Source organism: Psychrobacter sp. AOP7-C1-14 (assembly GCF_052376135.1).
GTDB lineage: Bacteria > Pseudomonadota > Gammaproteobacteria > Pseudomonadales > Moraxellaceae > Psychrobacter.
In genome coordinates this window covers 82,320-101,351 of the sequence record NZ_JBQSVH010000007.1, presented here as the reverse complement: position 1 = coordinate 101,351, position 19,032 = coordinate 82,320, and the positions used below count along the sequence as shown (strand labels likewise).

General features: G+C 42.6%; 16 protein-coding genes and 1 other RNA gene. 11 read left to right on the top strand and 6 right to left on the bottom strand.

The genetic code is table 11. From position 1 onward, the window contains the following. Positions 1 to 272: 272 nt before the first annotated feature. The 3 genes from ligA to ACT3QN_RS07070 all read left to right on the top strand — a co-directional run bounded on the left by ligA (position 273) and on the right by ACT3QN_RS07070 (position 4,806). Positions 273 to 2,264: an NAD-dependent DNA ligase LigA gene (gene ligA, locus ACT3QN_RS07080; protein WP_444529163.1), complete on the top strand. Its 1,992-nt coding sequence runs from the start codon at positions 273 to 275 to the stop codon at positions 2,262 to 2,264. Positions 2,265 to 2,267: 3 nt separating this feature from the next. After that, positions 2,268 to 3,875 carry a hypothetical protein gene (locus tag ACT3QN_RS07075; RefSeq protein ID WP_444529141.1) on the top strand — a complete coding sequence of 536 codons (1,608 nt, stop codon included), beginning with the start codon at positions 2,268 to 2,270 and terminating at the stop codon, positions 3,873 to 3,875. Between the two features lie 385 nt (positions 3,876 to 4,260). Then, positions 4,261 to 4,806 (top strand): RNA 2'-phosphotransferase, encoded by a 546-nt coding sequence (locus ACT3QN_RS07070; RefSeq protein WP_444529140.1) that lies wholly within the window; start codon positions 4,261 to 4,263, stop codon positions 4,804 to 4,806. 358 nt (positions 4,807 to 5,164) lie between these two features. On the opposite strand, the gene ACT3QN_RS07065 is transcribed toward ACT3QN_RS07070, so the two are convergent. From ACT3QN_RS07065 to ACT3QN_RS07055, 3 genes are all read right to left on the bottom strand, one after another. Next, positions 5,165 to 5,680: a hypothetical protein gene (locus ACT3QN_RS07065; protein ID WP_444529139.1), complete on the bottom strand. Its 516-nt coding sequence runs from the start codon at positions 5,678 to 5,680 to the stop codon at positions 5,165 to 5,167. A gap of 467 nt (positions 5,681 to 6,147) precedes the next feature. Beyond that, entirely contained in the window at positions 6,148 to 6,558 is a 411-nt protein-coding gene (locus tag ACT3QN_RS07060) for a hypothetical protein (RefSeq protein WP_444529138.1), read from the bottom strand. A 343-nt stretch (positions 6,559 to 6,901) separates the two neighbouring features. Next, entirely contained in the window at positions 6,902 to 9,376 is a 2,475-nt protein-coding gene (locus ACT3QN_RS07055; protein ID WP_444529137.1) for a YgiQ family radical SAM protein, read from the bottom strand. A gap of 675 nt (positions 9,377 to 10,051) precedes the next feature. Between ACT3QN_RS07055 and ACT3QN_RS07050 the strand changes: the two genes are divergently transcribed. Further along, the gene (locus ACT3QN_RS07050; RefSeq protein ID WP_444529162.1) at positions 10,052 to 11,335 is read left to right on the top strand and encodes an ammonium transporter; all 1,284 of its coding nucleotides are present in this window, start codon (positions 10,052 to 10,054) and stop codon (positions 11,333 to 11,335) included. A 10-nt stretch (positions 11,336 to 11,345) separates the two neighbouring features. Then, positions 11,346 to 11,987, top strand: coding sequence for a hypothetical protein (locus tag ACT3QN_RS07045; RefSeq protein WP_444529136.1), 642 nt, complete (start codon positions 11,346 to 11,348; stop codon positions 11,985 to 11,987). A gap of 82 nt (positions 11,988 to 12,069) precedes the next feature. Here the strand turns inward: ACT3QN_RS07045 and ACT3QN_RS07040 are convergent, their stop codons facing one another. Both ACT3QN_RS07040 and ACT3QN_RS07035 read right to left on the bottom strand, forming a co-directional pair. Further along, complete coding sequence (locus tag ACT3QN_RS07040; RefSeq protein ID WP_444529135.1) at positions 12,070 to 12,819, bottom strand: hypothetical protein; 750 nt, start codon at positions 12,817 to 12,819, stop codon at positions 12,070 to 12,072. Between the two features lie 161 nt (positions 12,820 to 12,980). After that, positions 12,981 to 13,448, bottom strand: a complete 468-nt coding sequence (locus ACT3QN_RS07035; RefSeq protein ID WP_444529134.1) for an Lrp/AsnC family transcriptional regulator — start codon at positions 13,446 to 13,448, stop codon at positions 12,981 to 12,983. Positions 13,449 to 13,693: 245 nt separating this feature from the next. Between ACT3QN_RS07035 and rarD the strand changes: the two genes are divergently transcribed. Beyond that, positions 13,694 to 14,719, top strand: coding sequence for an EamA family transporter RarD (gene rarD / locus ACT3QN_RS07030; RefSeq protein ID WP_444529133.1), 1,026 nt, complete (start codon positions 13,694 to 13,696; stop codon positions 14,717 to 14,719). A gap of 151 nt (positions 14,720 to 14,870) precedes the next feature. On the opposite strand, the gene smpB is transcribed toward rarD, so the two are convergent. Continuing rightward, the gene (gene smpB, locus ACT3QN_RS07025) at positions 14,871 to 15,347 is read right to left on the bottom strand and encodes an SsrA-binding protein SmpB (protein WP_444521052.1); all 477 of its coding nucleotides are present in this window, start codon (positions 15,345 to 15,347) and stop codon (positions 14,871 to 14,873) included. A 250-nt stretch (positions 15,348 to 15,597) separates the two neighbouring features. Between smpB and coaD the strand changes: the two genes are divergently transcribed. From coaD to rnpB, 5 genes are all read left to right on the top strand, one after another. After that, positions 15,598 to 16,116, top strand: coding sequence for a pantetheine-phosphate adenylyltransferase (gene coaD, locus ACT3QN_RS07020; protein WP_444521053.1), 519 nt, complete (start codon positions 15,598 to 15,600; stop codon positions 16,114 to 16,116). Between the two features lie 109 nt (positions 16,117 to 16,225). Next, on the top strand, positions 16,226 to 16,474 hold the full coding sequence (locus tag ACT3QN_RS07015) for a YfhL family 4Fe-4S dicluster ferredoxin (RefSeq protein ID WP_444521054.1): 249 nt from the start codon (positions 16,226 to 16,228) through the stop codon (positions 16,472 to 16,474). A gap of 55 nt (positions 16,475 to 16,529) precedes the next feature. Then, positions 16,530 to 17,855 carry an adenosylmethionine--8-amino-7-oxononanoate transaminase gene (gene bioA, locus ACT3QN_RS07010; protein ID WP_444529132.1) on the top strand — a complete coding sequence of 442 codons (1,326 nt, stop codon included), beginning with the start codon at positions 16,530 to 16,532 and terminating at the stop codon, positions 17,853 to 17,855. Then, the gene (bioD, locus tag ACT3QN_RS07005) at positions 17,852 to 18,568 is read left to right on the top strand and encodes a dethiobiotin synthase (protein WP_444529131.1); all 717 of its coding nucleotides are present in this window, start codon (positions 17,852 to 17,854) and stop codon (positions 18,566 to 18,568) included. The genes bioA and bioD overlap by 4 nt, the downstream gene beginning before the upstream one ends. 75 nt (positions 18,569 to 18,643) lie before the next feature. Continuing rightward, positions 18,644 to 19,010, top strand: an RNA gene (gene rnpB, locus ACT3QN_RS07000) — RNase P RNA component class A. The last annotated feature ends 22 nt before the right edge of the window (positions 19,011 to 19,032 follow it).

The window sequence follows — 19,032 nt, the reverse complement described above, 5'->3', positions numbered from 1 at the left end:
CAGAAGTTATATAAAGGGCAAATAGCGATGAACGTTATTTGCCCTTTTTTATTGCGCTTTAGTTTCTGCAAAATATTATCCGAGTATCGCACAAACTTGTTATCATATTGGCATCTTGCATTGTAAAAAAGACACCGACTATGACTGACGCTACCTTATCAAATAATTCTAAAAATCTATCTGCCCAAGTAGAAAACCAAGCATCTACGACATCTAACATATCTAGTTCAACCGATGGCAATACAGACAATAGCACAAAGATTGTCTCAAAAATGCGTGCACTTATTGAAGCGTTAAAGACGCACAACTATGCCTATTATGTGCTCGACAATCCAATTTTAGAAGACAGCGAGTACGATCAATTACGTCGCTCATTGCTTGAAATCGAAGAAGAATATCCAGATTTGGTGCAGCCGGATAGTCCAATCAATCAAGTCGGTGATATGCCGCTATCGGCCTTTACCCAAGTCACGCATGACATTCCGATGTTGTCGCTAGGTAATGTCTTTGACTATGACGAGCTACATACCTTTATGCGCCGCGTCAACGATCGTCTCAGTGACTCACAGCAAAACCCCGAGTACGAGATGGAGCTAAAGCTTGATGGACTGGCAGTTTCACTGAAATATGAGCACGGTAAGTTTGTCCAAGCAGTCACGCGCGGTGATGGACAAACGGGAGAGGACATCACCCAAAATGCCAAAACCATTCGTAATTTGCCATTGTGGATAGCAGATGCGGCTGACATCGAACTGTTAGAAGTGCGCGGTGAAGTGTTGATGCCAAAAGCAGGGTTTGAGCGTCTTAATCGATTGGCAGAAGAGAATGAAGGTAAAACCTTTGCTAATCCGCGCAATGCCGCCGCTGGGAGCTTACGTCAGCTAGATCCAGCGATAGCAGCCAGTCGTCCATTGGCATTCTATGGCTATTCGGTCAATCAGGGTTTGCCTGAGAATATCGACACACAGTCAGGGGCATTAGCATGGCTTACCGAGCTTGGATTTACGGTCAGCGCCGTAGAAGTGGTAGCAAATCCACGCGCCGCGCAGACCTATTATGAGTCAGTAATAGAAGGGCGTAGCGATTTACCATTTGAAATAGATGGTATGGTCATCAAGGTCAACAGCCTTGCGTTACAGCAGCAGCTTGGCTACCTATCACGTGAGCCGCGCTGGGCAACTGCTTATAAATTCCCTGCCGAAACGGTGATGACACTTCTAAACGATATCGAATGGCAAGTCGGCCGTACGGGTCAAATTACACCAGTCGGTAAGCTTGAGCCTGTTAAAGTTGGCGGCGTCACGGTCAGTAATGTCACCTTGCATAACTTTGGCGAGATTCAGCGTTTAGATGTGCGCGCAGGTGACACGGTCAGCGTCCATCGGGCAGGTGATGTCATCCCAAAAGTGACTCGTGTCTGGCACGATCAGCGCCCAGCTGATAGCACGCCTGTCACGCTACCCTCTACTTGCCCTGTCTGCGACTCTCCTGTCGTCTTGCCAGAAGATGAAGCATTGGCACGCTGCACAGGCGGCCTATTTTGCCCCGCGCAGCAGACGGAGGCGCTTATTCATTTTGTCTCACGTCGTGCCATGGATATCGATGGGCTTGGCGCAAGTTGGCTGATTAGCTTCTTTGAGCATGGCCTGGTCAAAACCGTCGCTGATATCTATCAGTTGCACAATCATGCAGATGAAATGGTCACCTTTGAAAAACTGGGTGAAAAATCGGTACAAAATATCATCAACGCTATTGAAGCCAGTAAGCATACAACGTTGCCTCGTTTTATTTATGCACTTGGCATCCGCGGCGTGGGCGAGGGCACGGCACAAAACTTTGCTCAGCAGTTTGGTGACTTAGATAGTCTGATGGCTGCCAGTGTTGAAACCCTGATTAAAACCCCTGATGTAGGCACCATTACTGCCGAGCTTGCTTATGAGTTTTTCCGTGCGCCGCATAATATCGAGGTAATTAATTCACTATTAGAAGCGGGTGTGTATTGGGACAAGGTTGAGCAAGTCGCATCAGAAGGACTGCCACTCGATGGGCAAACGTGGGTCATCACGGGAGCGCTCGATAGCATGGCGCGTGATGAGGCCAAAGCCAAGCTACAAGCACTGGGCGCAAAAGTCTCAGGCAGCATCTCTGCAAAAACTACGGCACTATTGGCAGGGGATAAGGCTGGCTCAAAAATGGCGAAAGCTGAGAAGTTAGGCGTTAAAGTAGTGGGTGAGGAGGAGTTTTTGGCGCTGGTTGGGGAGTAAGTGATGAGTATTGATGAATTAAATGGTCTCGATGAAGTGACTCGAAAAGAAGTTGAGAAGTTACTAAAAGTGACGCGTGAGAAGGATGGAGATGAAGAATATATAAATGCTCAGCTTGAGCTAGAAGACTACATGGATAAGAATAAAAGATATGAATTAGGTGTGAAGTATTTAAAGAATATAAGAGAAGATGATGGTGCTATTTACTATAAAGTATTAATACTTATATTTGTTAATCAATACTTTAATATGAAAGATTTAGGTGCTTCTTATGATTCTATGGTTGAGTTCTTAGAAGGTACTAAACATAATTATAATGATTTGCAAGAGGATGTTTTTGATGAAATAAGAGGCTATGCTCTTGAGATTGCAAAAAAATATCTTTACCAATGTGATTATATAAAATCTCTAAATTTATTCAACTTAATCGGAGGTTCTTACTCATATCAGTCCAGCTGCTATGAAAATATATGCAAACTAAAAATGAATAGTAAGACTAAAAGAATAGGACAAGTGAGCGACGATTTGAGAGGGAAGGTTCAAGAAATTATAGATATCTTAAAACTAGATTTTCTTTCTTTATCAGAAGACGAGCAAGCTCCTGAAAGAAAACTTGCACACTATACAGGGACATATACAACCAATAAGCTGCTTTCTAAAGAAGAAAATAAAGACAAGCCAAGCGCTTTTCGTTTAAATACCATCAATAATGTTAATGATCCTAGCGAAGGTAAATTGCTTACAAACTACCTTGAGTCTGTGGAAGAGAACTCTTTTTATAAGCCTGATTTTGATGAAAGGTTACATGCGTTTATCAGCTGTTTCACTTTCAACCATGACAGTCTAAATCAGTTTCGATTATATGGAAAAGAAGATAACAAAGAAGCTTCTGGTGTTAGCTTGGTTTTTAAGAAAGATTTCTTTAAAGAGAATGACTCCCAGTCCGGTATGAACAATATATTTATTAATAGAACGATAAAAAATGATTCAGATGAAGATGATAGTTCAGCTAAGAGAATAGAAAAGCAATCAGTCATGAGATGCGTTTATATTGATCCTACCTCCGACTATATCCATCTAGCTCAACGCAACCGGTTAACATTTTTCCGTGAGTTTGGTCGTGAAAATTTGGAAGGAGGTAGTATCCCCAAAGCTGAAATTGAGAGCACTGAATATGAGAATTATATAGACAAGAAAACCGAAGATTTTAGAGAGGCGTTTGTAGAGTTAAAAAGTATTTATAACGATGCTATAGATAAGAAGAAATCTTTAAAAAAACTAAGTAAAGAAGATTTAGATAAAATAGATGGCTTACTGGATATGATCATCTTACCTCTAAAATATTTAGTCAAACACTCAGCTTTTCAAGAAGAGCAAGAATGCCGTATGGTATATATCACCTCACTTGATGACCCTAAAGTTAAAATGGATTTTGGCAAGTTTCTATACGTAGAGTACGAACCAGAGGTAAAAACGAATTTAGACAAAATTTACATCGCACCAGCCGCAACGCAATATCAGCCTTACTTAGCGAAGCTATTATGTGGTAAAAATAATATGGGCGAAAAGATTAAAATCGAACCCTCAAACAATCCATATCGCCAAACCTAATATTTTTGAGTAGCGTGTGCCATTTAAACCAAAACACACGCTATTAACTTCTACTACACCATCTCACCATGCGCCTTCACACCACCTTTCTTACCATCTGGCTGTATCACGATAGGCAATACCAGTCCTTTAGCAAAGTCATCAGACAGCACATAATCATAACTACTGGCGGCGACATCAGGTGTGGTATGAATGCTTGCTCTACCAGCTAGAGTAAATGTTTGTGGCTTATCGATGTTGATTTGAGTCTCTCTATGTTGTACTTAAGAAATGTCGTATTATTCCCTTATAATATTTTTTATCGCTTGTGAGAGCATACTGCCAAACTAGAATAGTTGAGAATAAGTGTTAATATAAGCGTAAACATTACGATAGAACAATACTCATGAAAAATAATACCGAAACCAGTAAGTTTTTAAGCTATATTTTGCGACATGAGCCTGACTCCATAGGTCTGGTGCTTAGCAGTGACGGATGGGCTGATATCAATGAACTGATGCAATTAGCCAATACATCAGGCACTGTTATTTCGTTAGAGCAAATTCATTCTATCGTAAAAAATGACAAGAAAGGACGTTTTTCAATTTCTGAAGATGGTCAGTATATAAGAGCTGTGCAGGGTCACTCTTTAAAGACGGTAGACTTGAATCTAAAAGAAACAACGCCTCCTGCAAACTTGCTTCATGGTACGGCTCAACGTTTTATAGAAAGTATCCATAATGAAGGGCTTCTACCTCAAGAAAGGCAATATGTCCATTTGACGGAAGATTATGATACCGCAATAAAAACAGGCATGCGTTATGGCAAGCCTGTTGTATTGAATATTGATAGCCATAAAATGCAAGAAGAGGGGTATAAATTTTATCAAGCAGAAAATAATGTTTGGCTTACTTTGACAGTGCCGCCAGCGTACATCACTATTCATAAATAGTATGAGTAGCAACCTCATGATAAACAAAAATATTGAGCATGAGAGACGCAGTGTAGTCAGTGATTTTGCGCCCTAATCTATCTTTATTCAGGTCTGAGATTCTGCTTAAAACATATAAGTCGTGCAAGTCATATAAATCATGCTATAAAGTTTGTGACAGTATGCAATAAGACTCCCACAAGAAGTAGAACACGTCAAAAAACAAGCTGATGACAATAACTTTGAATATTCAGAAAACGTTCAATCCAAAGTCTTAATATACGATACTAAAACGATGGGAAAGTCGACTTGTTTTATTAGTTATAAAGATAAGGGACAAGTATCTGATACCTCTTATATGAATGACTAGTATTAGTCTCTATTCCGCCGTCTCACCATGTCCTTCAACATCACCTTTCTTACCATCTGGCTGAATCACGATAGGTAGTACCAGCCCTTTGGCAAAGTCATCAGACAGCACATAGTCGTAGCTACTAGCAGCGACATCAGGTGTGGTATGAATGATAAGCGTCATATCATTGCCATCAGTTAATTCGTGTGAGACATAGGTTTCACTGAGTTGATCTAAGGCTTTCGATAGCGCTTCGTTACTTGCCATGCTCACCGTCAGATTATGCTGAGCGGTCGCAGTGTCCACTTTGAAGTAATCTGCATAATCTTGGACGTTTTGGCTATCGATGGCAAACGGATACTTATAGTTAGTAGGGTCAGCTGGCTTTTCACCACTATCTACTAGTGACCAGTCAATGGTATCGGCTGTTGGCGTTGATACGTCTGTTGCTGTCTCCGCAGCTTGCTCAGTGGCATCGACAGAGTCGGTAGCGTTATCGCAGCCTGTCAGCGCCCACATGCTTGCCGTTGCAATTACCATCATACTTATCAGACGCTTTGTCATCGAGTTACCCTTTTGATTATCGATCATGATTGATTTGCTCTATCTACTATTTTGACAGCTTTCTTTGTGCTTCTCTAGCGAAATACATCAGATAGCAAGTTTTGATATCGTCGATACTTCATACAAAAATTACGGCATTAACTCCGTTTGAAATACCACAGTTACATCTGCACTTGGCTGTCTTATACTACTTTTAAATTGAATCAATTATATAGTCAATTCTATATGAATCCGCTACATCGTCATCCTTGCTAAGCATACTGATGTATAACTTGCACTTGGTTTCCTTGTATCGAAATTATATTGAACTGACTATATAATCATCTACTTGGAACTGTTTTTTATAGCTATCTTTATATACATATGGAACGAAAACGCATAAAAAAGCAGCCACTATTTAATGACTGCTTTTTGTTTGTTGAGACTATGAGCTCATCTCTAGCTGATTAGATTTGGCAGTTTACTTGGTACTCTGTACCATCAGCCCATTTCATCGCAAAGATACCTTTGTCACCTTTCATGTGCCATGCGTAAACAACTTCTGGGTTTGAATCATTTACATAGCTTGCGACCTCGCCTTTTACTTCACCGTTTAGGATGATTAGCTGCTCGGCCCATTGCACTTTTGGTAGAGTAGCATTGAGCATGACTTGTTCTTTATTGATAGATTGCTTTGCCGTGATTTTGCTGTCGTCAGTACAGGTGTATGGAGCTGGAGCCATACGATCATAGGCGGCGGTTGCTCTTTCTGGAGCTGGCGTATCAGTCGTATCTTGGCTCATCGGGGCGGTAGTTGCACAAGCGCTCAATAGAGCCAGGACTGGTAGTGTAGTCGCAATCTTAGTTGTCATTCTCATCGTACTCTCCAAATTTTTTCACTGGTGTCGTTTATTTGTTCTTAATTATGCATTTAGCGTATAAGGGTTATAGTAGCGAAAAGGAACGGTTCTAATGTTAGAAATTGTTTGTTAGCTGTTAGCTTCGTTACCCAACCGCTGTCTAATGTAACTTATAGTTTGCAATATGATGAAAAGTAAGCAATGTTAATTTCGAAATCCGCGACCACAAAGCTTAACGCATAAAAACTTGACGCATAAAAAAGCGCCTATCAACGAGTGGCTGATAGGCGCTTTTCTGTTTTACTTAACACACTCTGCTCCACATACTCTAAGCTGAGCATGCATTTTTATACTATGAACACTACTTGGTTTTACGCGGTGGCAGACCAGTATGCTGAGTCTGGAAGTTGCCTTTGCTGACTTTCTTCTTACTGTTTTTACCGACAGTATTCTTACCCGCTGTACCTTTCGCTGATGCATTGCGGTTTGACGAGCCGTTACTGCGCTTCACTGAGTCATTACCAAGACGGCTGTTCTTTTTGCGTGCTGACTGATAACTGTCTTGCGCGGCATCACGACCTTCTAGATGAGCGTTAAATGGCGGTATCAAGCAGCCACGGTTTTTACCAATCAAGTCACTACGGCCCATGTCTTGTAGCGCTTTACGTAGTAGTACCCAGTTTTTTGGGTCGTGATAGCGAAGGAATGCTTTATGCAGTTTTCGCTGCTTACCAGACTTGACGATATCCATATCACCTTCACTGCGGCTGACCTTATGCAATGGGTCTTTGTGCGTGTGGTACATGGTGGTCGCGGTCGCCATTGGACTTGGATAAAATGCCTGTACTTGGTCGGCGCGGTAGCCGTGACTTTTTAGCCAAAGCGCAAGGTTCATCATATCTTCATCTTTGGTACCTGGATGAGCGGCAATGAAGTATGGAATCAGATATTGCTCTTTACCTGCTTCTTGGCTGAACTGCTCAAACATGGCTTTGAATTGATCATAGCTACCCATGCCAGGTTTCATCATTTTCGACAGCACATTGTCTTCTGAGTGCTCAGGTGCAATCTTGAGGTAACCACCGACATGATGACTGACCAACTCTTTGACGTATTCAGGATCTTTTACTGCCAAGTCATAACGTAAGCCTGAAGCAATCAGGATTTTTTTCACGCCTTTGATATCACGGGCTTTACGATACAGCTTGGTCAAGTTGCTGTGATCGGTGATCAAGTTTTCGCAGACATCAGGATACACACAAGATGGCTTACGACAATTCTTCTCAATGGTGTCATCTTTACAGTTCAGGCGATACATATTGGCTGTTGGTCCGCCAAGATCAGAGATAACCCCTGTAAAGTTAGGTGCGGTATCACGAATGGCTTCCACTTCACGCAAAATTGAGTCTTCAGAGCGGTTTTGAATAATACGACCTTCGTGCTCGGTAATTGAGCAGAAAGTACAACCGCCGAAACAGCCGCGCATGATATTGACCGAAAACTTAATCATGTCATAAGCAGGGATACGCGCGTCACCATAGCTTGGATGCGGTAGACGGGCATACGGCAAGTCAAACACATAATCCATCTCTTCAGTTGAGAGTGGAATCGGTGGTGGATTGAGCCAAACATCGATAGAGGTATGCGAGTTACCCGCACCGCTACTATGACGCTGTACGAGCGCACGCGCGTTACCCGGGTTAGTCTCTAGATGCAAGATGCGGTTGGCATGGGCATAGAGTACAGGGTCAGATTTGACATGCTCATAATCAGGCAGACGAATCACCGTCTCTTCACGTGGTGGCATTTTGATCTTATGCTTACGGGCGGTTTTTGGCTTATCAAACACATTGTCAAATCCGCGCATCTGTACCACTTGGGCGTCGGTATCTACTTGTTCAGCATTGATAACTTTATCAGTGACTGGTTCAGCGACAAAACCCTGATACTGTGATGACATTGATGACGGCATGGCTTGCCCAACAGGCGAGTCTGATGGTTTATCCTGCTCGATTGAGCATTGATCGACATCTTCGGTCATCACATAAGGATTGATAATTGGATCGACACGACCAACGGTATCGACATCGTTACTGGCGACTTCTGTCATATCCGCTTGCCAATGACGACGAGTCGGTGTCAACAGATAAGAAGTACCACGCAGCTTGCTCATTTGCTCAAAGCTATAGCCTTTCGATAGGCCATGGACCACATCGACGATGGCACGTTCAGCATTACCATAGAGTAAGACATCCGCACGCGCATCTAGCAAGATACTACGGCGCACCTTGTCCGACCAGTAATCATAATGAGCAATACGGCGTAAGCTGCCTTCAATACCACCTAAAATAATAGGCACATCAGGGTAGGCTTCACGGCAGCGCTGGCTATAAACGATCGCCGCGCGGTCAGGGCGTTTGTTTGCCACGTTGCCAGGAGAGTAAGCATCATCACTACGGATTTTACGATCTGCGGTATAACGGTTGATCATGCTGTCCATATTGCCCGCGGTCACACCGTACGCATACACAGGCTTGCCCAGTTCCATAAAGGCGTCTTTGCTCTTCCAATCTGGCTGAGCGATGATACCAACACGAAATCCTTGCGACTCAAGCAAGCGACCGATAATCGCCATACCAAAACTTGGGTGATCAACATAAGCATCACCTGAGATAATGATGACATCACAAGCATCCCAGCCTAGATCGTCCATCTCTTTGCGGCTCATCGGTAGATAAGGCGCTGGCTCGTAGCAGCTCGCCCAGTGTTTGTCATAATCATAAAGTGGCTTGGTGCCTTGTTTAAAGGCAGTGCGGGCGATGGTATCGGCAGACATGGGCGGACCTGTTAATTAGAAAAATGGCACTAAAAATACGCCCCTTATTACCTAGTGATAATAAAGGCGAATTTAAAAGCACTCATTTTAACATGAATTGTCTTCACTATGCGACCTATTCTATGATGGGCGATGAATGATAAGTTATTGATAGCATAAGATAAACTGCTCATGCAAAGTAAGTCATTAGCCGAGCTAGATGATGACAAAAACAGCTTGAGTATAACCATCAGATAAACGGCAATTTCTTTTCCGTTTATCTACAATTTTTCTCATTTTGAGCCTTTTGACCTAACTGATGACACACTCTAGCTCTTTAAAATATTTTTTAAACGTTATTTCTCTTCTAGTTTGATTTATAGCTACCTCTTCGCAAGCATAATTATCAAAATACTAACAAGCCTGATACTGGTCATTTGTTCTCTTATATTTATAACTCTCCTGAATTTCTAATAGTAGATTTTGGCACAGGTTTTGCTCCAACCCTGTTAGGGCTTATTTGTGTGCATGAATGAGTAAAAATAGTGCATTGATAACATTTAAGTAGCTAGATAAGTGTTTGGAGATAAAATGAGAGCATCGTCTGTTGGACTAGACACGATAAGAATATTATTAAAACTATTAAAATCCTCGCTGAGTAATAGGCTGCTACTGAGTACATTATTGTTTGCAGCAATGGGTAACGCCCAAGCTGCTGATACCGACACATTGACAGTGGCACAGTTGCTAGAATATCAGAATATCGCGTGGATTATCTGGGGCGGGGTACTGGTCTTCTTTATGCAGGCAGGTTTTGCTCTACTTGAGAGCGGGTCCGTACGAGCAAAGAATGCCGTAAACGTGATGATGAAAAACTATACCGACATGTGTATCGGTGGTTTGGCATTCTACTTAGTTGGTTTCGGGCTCATGATGGGTACCAATAATTCAGGGTTTGTCGGTACAGACCATTTTATGCCAGTCGATTTGTCCAATATGGATTGGGCGTTGATGTTTTTTCAGATGATGTTTGCAGCGACAGCGGTGACGATTGCTAGTGGTGCGATGGCAGAGCGTGTCTCTTTTATCGGCTATGCAGTCGCGGCATGTTTGATTTGTTTGTTTATCTATCCTGTGTTTGCTAGCTGGGTATGGGGCGGTTATTTCGGCGGTACTGGTTGGCTAGCTGAGCTTGGCTTTATCGATTTTGCTGGGTCTACTGTCGTGCACTCTATCGGTGGCTGGTTGGCATTGGCAGGCATCTTGGTCATTGGCCCGAGGCTAGGCCGCTTTGCCCCTGATGGCACGCCAAGACTAATCGCAGGGCATAACATGACGTTGCTGGCGCTTGGCGGATTTATCTTATGGTTTGGTTGGTTCGGGTTCAATGCTGGTTCGACGTTGTCTATCATTGGCAACATTGGCTTAATCGCAGTCAATACATTTGTCGCTGCAGTGAGCGCTGTGGTGTGTTACATACTTATCTCTCGGACACTCAATAAAGCCATTTTGTTGAGCGACAGTGTCAATGCTAGCTTGATTGGTTTGGTATCGATTACCGCAGGCTGCGCGACTACAACGCCTGTCTTTGCCATTATTATCGGCGGGGTTGCTTCTGTCGTTTATATCTTATCATCGCAATTGCTATTAAAGTTCAAGGTAGACGATGTGGTCTCGGCAGTCGCAGTACATGGTTTTGGCGGGGCATGGGGTACGCTCGCCGCAGGATTATTTTATACAGGGGATTTATTTAACTTATCACGTCTCGGTGTTCAAGCTTTGGGCGTCGGCGTAGCATTAGGTTGGGGGCTGGGATTAGGTCTGATTATGTATAAGTTGATTGATCTAAGCTTCGGATTAAAAGCCAGCCGCTTACATGAGCAGCGCGGCCTTGATTATACTGAGCATGCAGAGCTTGGTTACCCTGAGTTTCAAAAGCAGATGTTTGATTCCAAGAGTTTAACTGAGCGGCATTTATAGGAGAGAGCAGATGAATATTGATACTCAATCCGTAGACCAAGCTGTGACTGCGATGGCAGAGGTGCTTGCCAAATATCTACATCCTGAAGAGGTGAGACTGCTTAAATCGCAGTGGCAACGATACTCGACTGTCTCTGTAAAAATGATGCAACAGTGCGTCTTGGATGCGACAAGGCGCTATCCTGAGCTACAAGCTCATAAGTCTGATATTCGCAAAGGTTTTTGGGATACGTTGCAATCGGGCAGTCAGCAGACCGTCGAGGCTGATAGTCATAATGGTCACAATAGTCATAACGAAGCAATCAAAGCACCAGTACCTGTCTCTGAGCTGGTTTTGGCATTTTATACCGTCATAGAAGCTCTGCGCAGTCAATTATCAGAAATAGAAAGTCGCAACCTATTTCTGACGATGCACCAAACTGTTTCGCAGGAACGCACCTTCAAAGGGCATCACCTTAATATCGGTCAGTTTTTGGAAGGCAATCGCCCATTTGTACCAGACAACGAGCATCTATTAAATAACTTGATGCAACTAGCCTATGTGTGTTTGTGCGATGTTGCCGGTCCTGTCGAAGCAGATGAGATGATGTTTCAAGCGGCAGAAATAGCGAAACAAAGCTACCCGAAAACACTGGTCGAAAAGTTATTTTAAGGTATTAAATGGGCACGTTACGGTTGAGTACGGAAGACTTTTCAGTAACGTGTCCTTTATAAAGTGCCTCAAAACATACTATCTAGTCTAATAGCTGAAGCGGGAAAGTAACCACGTCAAAAGCAAGTGCAAAGGGTAGTAGTACTAGCTTTTGCGCACCATTTGGACCACTGCGAGTGACGACATCTTGCTGAGTCTCTGTGTAGAAGCTCACCGTGTATGGTTTGGTCAAAGCGCGATAGCTTGATTGTATTAAACCTAAGTTACTAACTTGGGGATAGATAGCGCCTTTGACAGGAACGCTAAAACAAAAGCGCTGAGCATTGATACGTTGGTCGCTTTCTGAGGTGCATTCTTTACCGTTATTTTGTAAAAAGAACTGATAATCTGAGCGCTTAAACTCGTCTTTTAATTTGGCATAAGACAATTTCATCTTACCTTGAAAATACCCGTTATTATTGGGTACATGAAAGCTCATGTCATTATCCACTTGTATATTTTTTTGAGACAGATTACTTAGTAAGTTCACCATCTCTGTCCCACCTTGAGTGAGGACATAACTATTCTTTTCACCCACGATAACCATCGACGCGTTTGGCATTTTTGGTAACACCTGTGCCGGACGACCAAAGGCAACAATTTGATCTTCAGACAGTATCTGCTTTGTCGTGTTTGTAGTGACGTGCCCGTTATCATCTAATAGTGAGCTAGTAGCACAGCCTGAGCTGGCTAGTACTGTAGCAAACAAAGCGCCTGCTATTACCCTTTTGGGGTTTGATTGTTTGAGTGGTACTCGAGTATTTTTGTTAGCAGCGTTTGTATGGTCAGTCATGGTCGGGCTTCCTTGTCTAAAAAATGGACTTACAAAAGAGTAATTAGATTTTAATTTTCAACGAAAACTGAGGGATATCGTACAGGGTTTAGAGGCAACTTAGCTACTCATTATCAATTGCCATATGATAGGTAAATTTAGCTGAGACTGATAAATTATAATTAATCTAGGGTGATTTTGGTCCCACTCTTAGTGAAATTCATCACAAACTGACTTTTGAAGTTGCGTACATTATTTTCGTAAGTCAGCAGGTTGCGAGTGAACTGATGATAGTCGCTCATATTTTTTGCATTGACCATCAGCATAAAATCAAAATCGCCTGATACTTCATAGCAACTCATGATTCGTGATTGCGCATCCATCAAGCGCTCAAATCGATGCTGCATTGAGGTATTAGAGCGCTCCATCTCTATCATCACGACTGCTGTCAGACCATAGCCTACTTTGTCAGGATTGACGATAGCTACTTGTTTGGTAATCACATCACTATCTATCAGCGCTTGTATTCGCCGCTGCGCCGTCGCAATGGATACATGTACTCGCTCTGCAACAGTTTTAAGCGGTAACGTCGCATCATCCTGTAGCAAGTTCAGAATAGCTTTATCAGTATTATCTAACGTATGGCTCATGTCAGGACGTCCTCAATAGTATTGAATTTTCTATTATATTTCATAAATATTATCAAAAATAATTTCAATATAAGAAAATAATAACTTATATAGTATCTATTTGATATTTTTATTCATAAATATGATTATATAGAGATAATATACCAAAGCACTCTAGTAAAATAGACCACACCAACAAGAGCCACTTACAAAGTAAGAGCTAACAATTGGTTTTCTACCATCTATTAATATTTACGGTGCTTATCATGTCTATCTCAATGCTATCCAATGCATTCGCTAATACGTTAGCAACGACTGCTTCACGTTTGCCATTACCTGCGGTTTGGACGGCAGGTAACGCACAACAGCGTACACTGATATTAGGGGTGTCTTTTGCCATATTATCCAATGTGCTGTTTGGCGTACTTTATGCGTATAGCAGTTTTTTAGCACCGTTGTCAGGGACGCAAGTATTTATCTGGCGTATGCTTGCGATGTGGGCAGCGTTGGTAGGGTATTTAATGGTAAGTGGACGTCTAGGATTGCATATTGATAAATTAAGAGTGCTAAAAGGCGCTAAGCAATGGGCGTGGCTGCTATTACCTACACCAATATTTCTTAGCCAGTTTTGGTTATTTATGTGGGCGCCAGTCAATGGGCAAGGTGTGCAAACCGCAATGGGATACTTCTTATTCCCGTTAATGATGGTGGTATTTGGCTGTGTATTTTTTGGCGAAAAACTAAGCCGTTTGCAATGGTTGGCAGTAGCCTTTGCCGCGTTGGGAGTGGGTAGCGAAATCGTCCGTACGCAAAGCGTCTCTTGGGCAACGCTATGGGTGTGTGGCACTTATCCTGTTTATTACATTTTACGCCGCTTGCAGGGTATCGGTGCCGTGACTGGATTATTGGTTGATTTGACGATATTTGTGCCTTTTGCTTTGGCTTACTTATTCTTTTTTGCGCCTAGTAGTTTGGCATTGGTTAGCGGCTCTGGTTTCTTTATTATGATGCTAATAGGTTTGGGTGTGCTCAGTGTGCTAGCGATGAAGACCAACATCGATGCCAGTCAAATGCTACCAGTCAATGTCTATGGCATGATGAGCTATTTGGAGCCAGCGTTGTTATTTATTTTGGCAGTGACCGTATTAGGTAATCCGTTTGAGTCAGCGATGATTTATAGCTACGGTTTGATTTGGTTGGGGATTGCGTGTTTGATTGCTCATGGTGTTAGGCAATTGCGTCAAGCTAGTAGAAAGACAAGACTGTCTTTAGAAGAGCAAGCAGTAGAATAGGTGGTTGAATTTAATAAAGCCTTACTGTCTTATAAAGTCTGTTTTTATCAACTAGCGTTCAAAATGATTATTTATAGAATGTTATAGTCAAAAAAGGACGGCTCAATATATACTGAGCCGTCCTTTTCTATTTAGATTAAATGAACACTAATTAATCTAAATGCTGTTTGAAGCCGCGCTGCTTATCACGTTCCCAGTCACGATCCTTTAGCGTTTTGCGTTTGTCATGCTGCTTTTTACCTAATGCTAGGCCAATTTGGCATTTCACCAGTGAGTTTTTCCAGTAGCAAGATAGCGGCACACAAGCATAACCTTTCTGATTGATTGCTCCAGATAACTTCTCGATTTCACGACGATTAAGTAGCAATTTACGAGTGCGAATACTGTCTGGACTAACGTGCGTTGAGCTCGATATCAATGGTTGAATATGAGCACCAAACAAGAAGGCTTCGTTATTGCGGAATATGACGTACGCTTCGGTAATGGTCATTTTTCCTGCGCGAATGGCTTTTACTTCCCAACCTTGTAGTGCCAGTCCTGCCTCAAAGGTTTCTTCTATAAAATACTCATGACGCGCCTTTTTATTGGCACAAATCTGATTATCTGGCTTTTTTGATTTTTTTGACATAATTTCTCCATAAAGATGACCTAAAACGCAGGCTCCTTATTTAATCAGTCCCACTAATTCCTCATCCTAATCCAATAAATAGTATGGTTTTTTATTTCTACTATAAGAGGATGAGTCGAACTGCCTATTGTATCAAAGCCTCTGGTGAAAAGGTAAATCAGCTGTTAGGACAAATGTAGCAGATAAGTATTAAGTTTGAGCAAAATTTGCTAGCATACAGCCTACTATTACCGATTATATTAGTCATGCTATGAGTCACTCTATTTCTCCCAATTCCTCAAAACTACATACCAAAATCCTATATCCTGGTACCTTTGATCCTATTACCAATGGTCATGTGGATTTGGTTACACGTGCCACCAAACTATTTGATGAGGTCGTTATCGCGGTTGCCTCAGGACACCATAAAAAGCCCTTGTTCAGTTTTGAAGAGCGAGTGGCTTTGGTCGAAACCGTGTTTGCAGATTTACCGCAGGTATCTGTGATTGGTTTTGAAGGGCTGCTTGTAGATTTTATGCGTGAAAAAAACGCCACGGCAGTTCTGCGTGGATTGCGTGCGATGTCAGATTTTGAGTACGAATTTCAGCTGGCCAATATGAATCGTGAGCTTGATGAAAACTTTGAAGCGGTATTTTTGACCCCATCTCAAAATTACTCATTTATCTCATCTACCATGATTCGCGAAATTGCCAAGCTTGGCGGTGACGTTAATAAATTCGTTCCACCCTGTGTCTTACAAGCTTTTGATGAAAAGTTAAATATCAAATAAAAGGTGCTGTATCAAAGATACTGAATAAAAAATGTCTTGCTAGCCCTTGCTAAAACAGTTAAAAGCAGCCAAATATATATAATACGAGCAAAAATATAAGGAACAGTTCATGGCACTATTAATCACTGATGAGTGCATCAACTGTGATGTGTGCGAGCCCGCTTGCCCCAATGAAGCCATCTCAGAAGGGGATGATATCTATGTCATCGACCCTGACTTATGTACAGAATGCGTCGGACATTTTGACGAGCCACAATGCGTTGTGATTTGTCCAGTTGATTGTATCCCTCACGATCCCAATCATGTCGAGACTGAAAATGACCTGTTATCTAAATACAAACGTATTACGGGTCAATAAAAAATTTATGAGTGATTAATGACGCTGGGATTTACAGCGTTTTAGGGATGATACGATGACCACGGAAACCATGAGCACCAAACCCATTCAAGTAGCAAGCGAGTTCGATCAGCAACATCTTTGGCACCCTTACGCTAGCCTGCCTCCCACTTATCCCAATATTGTTATTGATCGTGCTGAAGGCATTTATATCATTACTGAAGATGGCACGCGCCTGATTGATGGTATGTCATCGTGGTGGGCGAGTGTTCATGGCTACAATCACCCGACATTGAATGAAGCACTTACCAAGCAATTGGGTAAAATGGCGCATGTCATGTTCGGTGGATTGACCCATCAGCCTGCCATAGACTTGGGCAAAAAATTACTCGATATTGTACCTGCTGGACTTGATGCGATTTTTTATGCAGATAGTGGCAGTATCGCGGTAGAAGTGGCACTAAAAATGGCGCTGCAATATCAAGTGGCTGCTCATCATCCAACCAAGCAACAGTTTGCATCAACCCACTCAGGGTATTACGGAGACACGTGGCATGCTATGAGTGTCTGTGATCCGGTCAATGGTATGCATAGTCTATATGGCAAACAGTTACCGATGCAGCATTTCGTCCCTGCGCCGCCAATTGGTTTTGATCGCGCATTGACAGTGGATGAGCGTGAATCATTAGCTCAGTTTTTTGTAGAATACCGCGCGCAGCTGGCGGGTTTCATCATTGAGCCAATTATTCAGGGCGCAGGCGGAATGCGTTTTTATAGTCCTGAATATCTACAATTGCTTCGTCAACTGTGTGATGAGCATGATGTGCTATTGATTGCGGATGAAATCGCCACTGGATTTGGGCGTAGTGGTAAATTGTTTGCGTGTGAACATGCAGCCATCAGCCCTGATATCATGACCATTGGCAAGGCATTGACGGGTGGCTATATGACTTTTGCCGCAACGTTATGTACCCGAAAAATTGCTGATACCATTCATAATAGTGACTATCCAGCCCTTATGCATGGCCCAACCTTTATGGGCAATCCATTGGCTTGTGCGGCCGCCTGTGCGTCGATTAATTTGATACTGTCTTATGATATCGAAACGTGCACCGCCAATATTCAACGCATTATGGAGCAACAACTAGCGCCTGCTGCTTTATTAGAAGGTGTTGCCGAGGTACGTTGTTTGGGTGCAGTCGCCGTCATTGAGTTGCATGAAGCGGTCGATATGCCCACATTTCAGTCTTTATTGATTGATAATGGTATCTGGGTCAGACCGTTTGGAAAGCTGGTGTATATTATGCCGCCTTATGTGATTATGGATGATGAGCTAATAACCTTATGCCAATCGCTGCTAAAAGTTGTGCGAATATATTTAGACAGCCGAGGTCAATCATGAGTGTTTTATTTGTTTCTGGTATCGATACCGATATTGGTAAAACCTATGCTACTGGGTTGCTTGCTAAAGCACTTATGCAGCAAGGTGTAAAAGTCATTACTCAAAAGCTAGTACAAACGGGCGTATCGATCAATCCAAATAATGGTGAGATGAATATCGCTGATGATATCATTACTCATCGTCAATTGATGGATATTCCACTACAGCCATGTGACCTTGATTTTACGACTTGTGCTCATCGTTATAAGAAGCCAGCGTCTCCTCATCTGGCTACTAAGTTATCAGGAGAAACACTTGATCCTGACATTGTTACTAGTGCCACCAAGCGATTGCAGGTACAGTATGATGCGATACTACTAGAAGGTGCTGGTGGCTTGCTTGTACCAATTACAGAGAACTTACTCACGTTAGATTATATTGCTGAGCAAAGCTATCCTATCGTCTTGGTCACCTCTGGTCGATTGGGCAGTATTAATCACACTTTGCTGAGTTTAGAAGCCATAAAGTCGCGCGGATTAATGGTACATAGCGTAATTTACAATCATATTCACGATGATGCTGAGCAAACGGATACTGAGATTGCAGATAGCACTATTAAATTTCTACGAAAGTACTTAGACAGTCATTATCCCGAAGCGCATTGGTTACAAATTCCGTGTCTAAAAGGTAATCTGGTTGGCAATATTGAAATACTGTCAGAAAATTTCGTTTAACCCATTTGTTATTGTCCTTAAAAATAAATTCAAAAGACACCCGCATACTGTCATAATTTTGCTATACTAGCGCGCTTGGTAGACTAGGCGATCGCCGCTGCACACTGGCAACAGATGAGCAGGGGAGGAAAGTCCGGGCTACATAGGGCAGCGTGCCAGCTAACGGCTGGGCAGGGTAACTTGACGACCAGTGCAGCAGAGAGTAGACCGCCTTTAATATCTTAGGGTATTATCGGTAAGGGTGAAAGGGTGCGGTAAGAGCGCACCGCGTGAATGGCAACATCTCACGGCATGGTAAACTCCACGCGTAGCAAGACCAAATAGGCATCGGCATGGCGCGGCCCGCGTTCGATGCGGGTAGGTTGCTTGAGCGTATTAGCGATGATACGCCTAGAGGAATGATCGTCCACGACAGAACCCGGCTTATCGGTTTACCAAACTTTTCTTATCGTTTATTGTAGTAA

Coding starts and splice junctions, on each gene's coding strand:
- ligA (WP_444529163.1), top strand. CDS start 273: ATGCGTGCACTTATTGAAGCGTTAAAGACGCACAACTATGCCTATTAT.
- ACT3QN_RS07075 (WP_444529141.1), top strand. CDS start 2,268: ATGAGTATTGATGAATTAAATGGTCTCGATGAAGTGACTCGAAAAGAA.
- ACT3QN_RS07070 (WP_444529140.1), top strand. CDS start 4,261: ATGAAAAATAATACCGAAACCAGTAAGTTTTTAAGCTATATTTTGCGA.
- ACT3QN_RS07065 (WP_444529139.1), bottom strand. CDS start 5,680: ATGATGGTAATTGCAACGGCAAGCATGTGGGCGCTGACAGGCTGCGAT.
- ACT3QN_RS07060 (WP_444529138.1), bottom strand. CDS start 6,558: ATGAGAATGACAACTAAGATTGCGACTACACTACCAGTCCTGGCTCTA.
- ACT3QN_RS07055 (WP_444529137.1), bottom strand. CDS start 9,376: ATGTCTGCCGATACCATCGCCCGCACTGCCTTTAAACAAGGCACCAAG.
- ACT3QN_RS07050 (WP_444529162.1), top strand. CDS start 10,052: ATGGGTAACGCCCAAGCTGCTGATACCGACACATTGACAGTGGCACAG.
- ACT3QN_RS07045 (WP_444529136.1), top strand. CDS start 11,346: ATGAATATTGATACTCAATCCGTAGACCAAGCTGTGACTGCGATGGCA.
- ACT3QN_RS07040 (WP_444529135.1), bottom strand. CDS start 12,819: ATGACTGACCATACAAACGCTGCTAACAAAAATACTCGAGTACCACTC.
- ACT3QN_RS07035 (WP_444529134.1), bottom strand. CDS start 13,448: ATGAGCCATACGTTAGATAATACTGATAAAGCTATTCTGAACTTGCTA.
- rarD (WP_444529133.1), top strand. CDS start 13,694: ATGTCTATCTCAATGCTATCCAATGCATTCGCTAATACGTTAGCAACG.
- smpB (WP_444521052.1), bottom strand. CDS start 15,347: ATGTCAAAAAAATCAAAAAAGCCAGATAATCAGATTTGTGCCAATAAA.
- coaD (WP_444521053.1), top strand. CDS start 15,598: ATGAGTCACTCTATTTCTCCCAATTCCTCAAAACTACATACCAAAATC.
- ACT3QN_RS07015 (WP_444521054.1), top strand. CDS start 16,226: ATGGCACTATTAATCACTGATGAGTGCATCAACTGTGATGTGTGCGAG.
- bioA (WP_444529132.1), top strand. CDS start 16,530: ATGACCACGGAAACCATGAGCACCAAACCCATTCAAGTAGCAAGCGAG.
- bioD (WP_444529131.1), top strand. CDS start 17,852: ATGAGTGTTTTATTTGTTTCTGGTATCGATACCGATATTGGTAAAACC.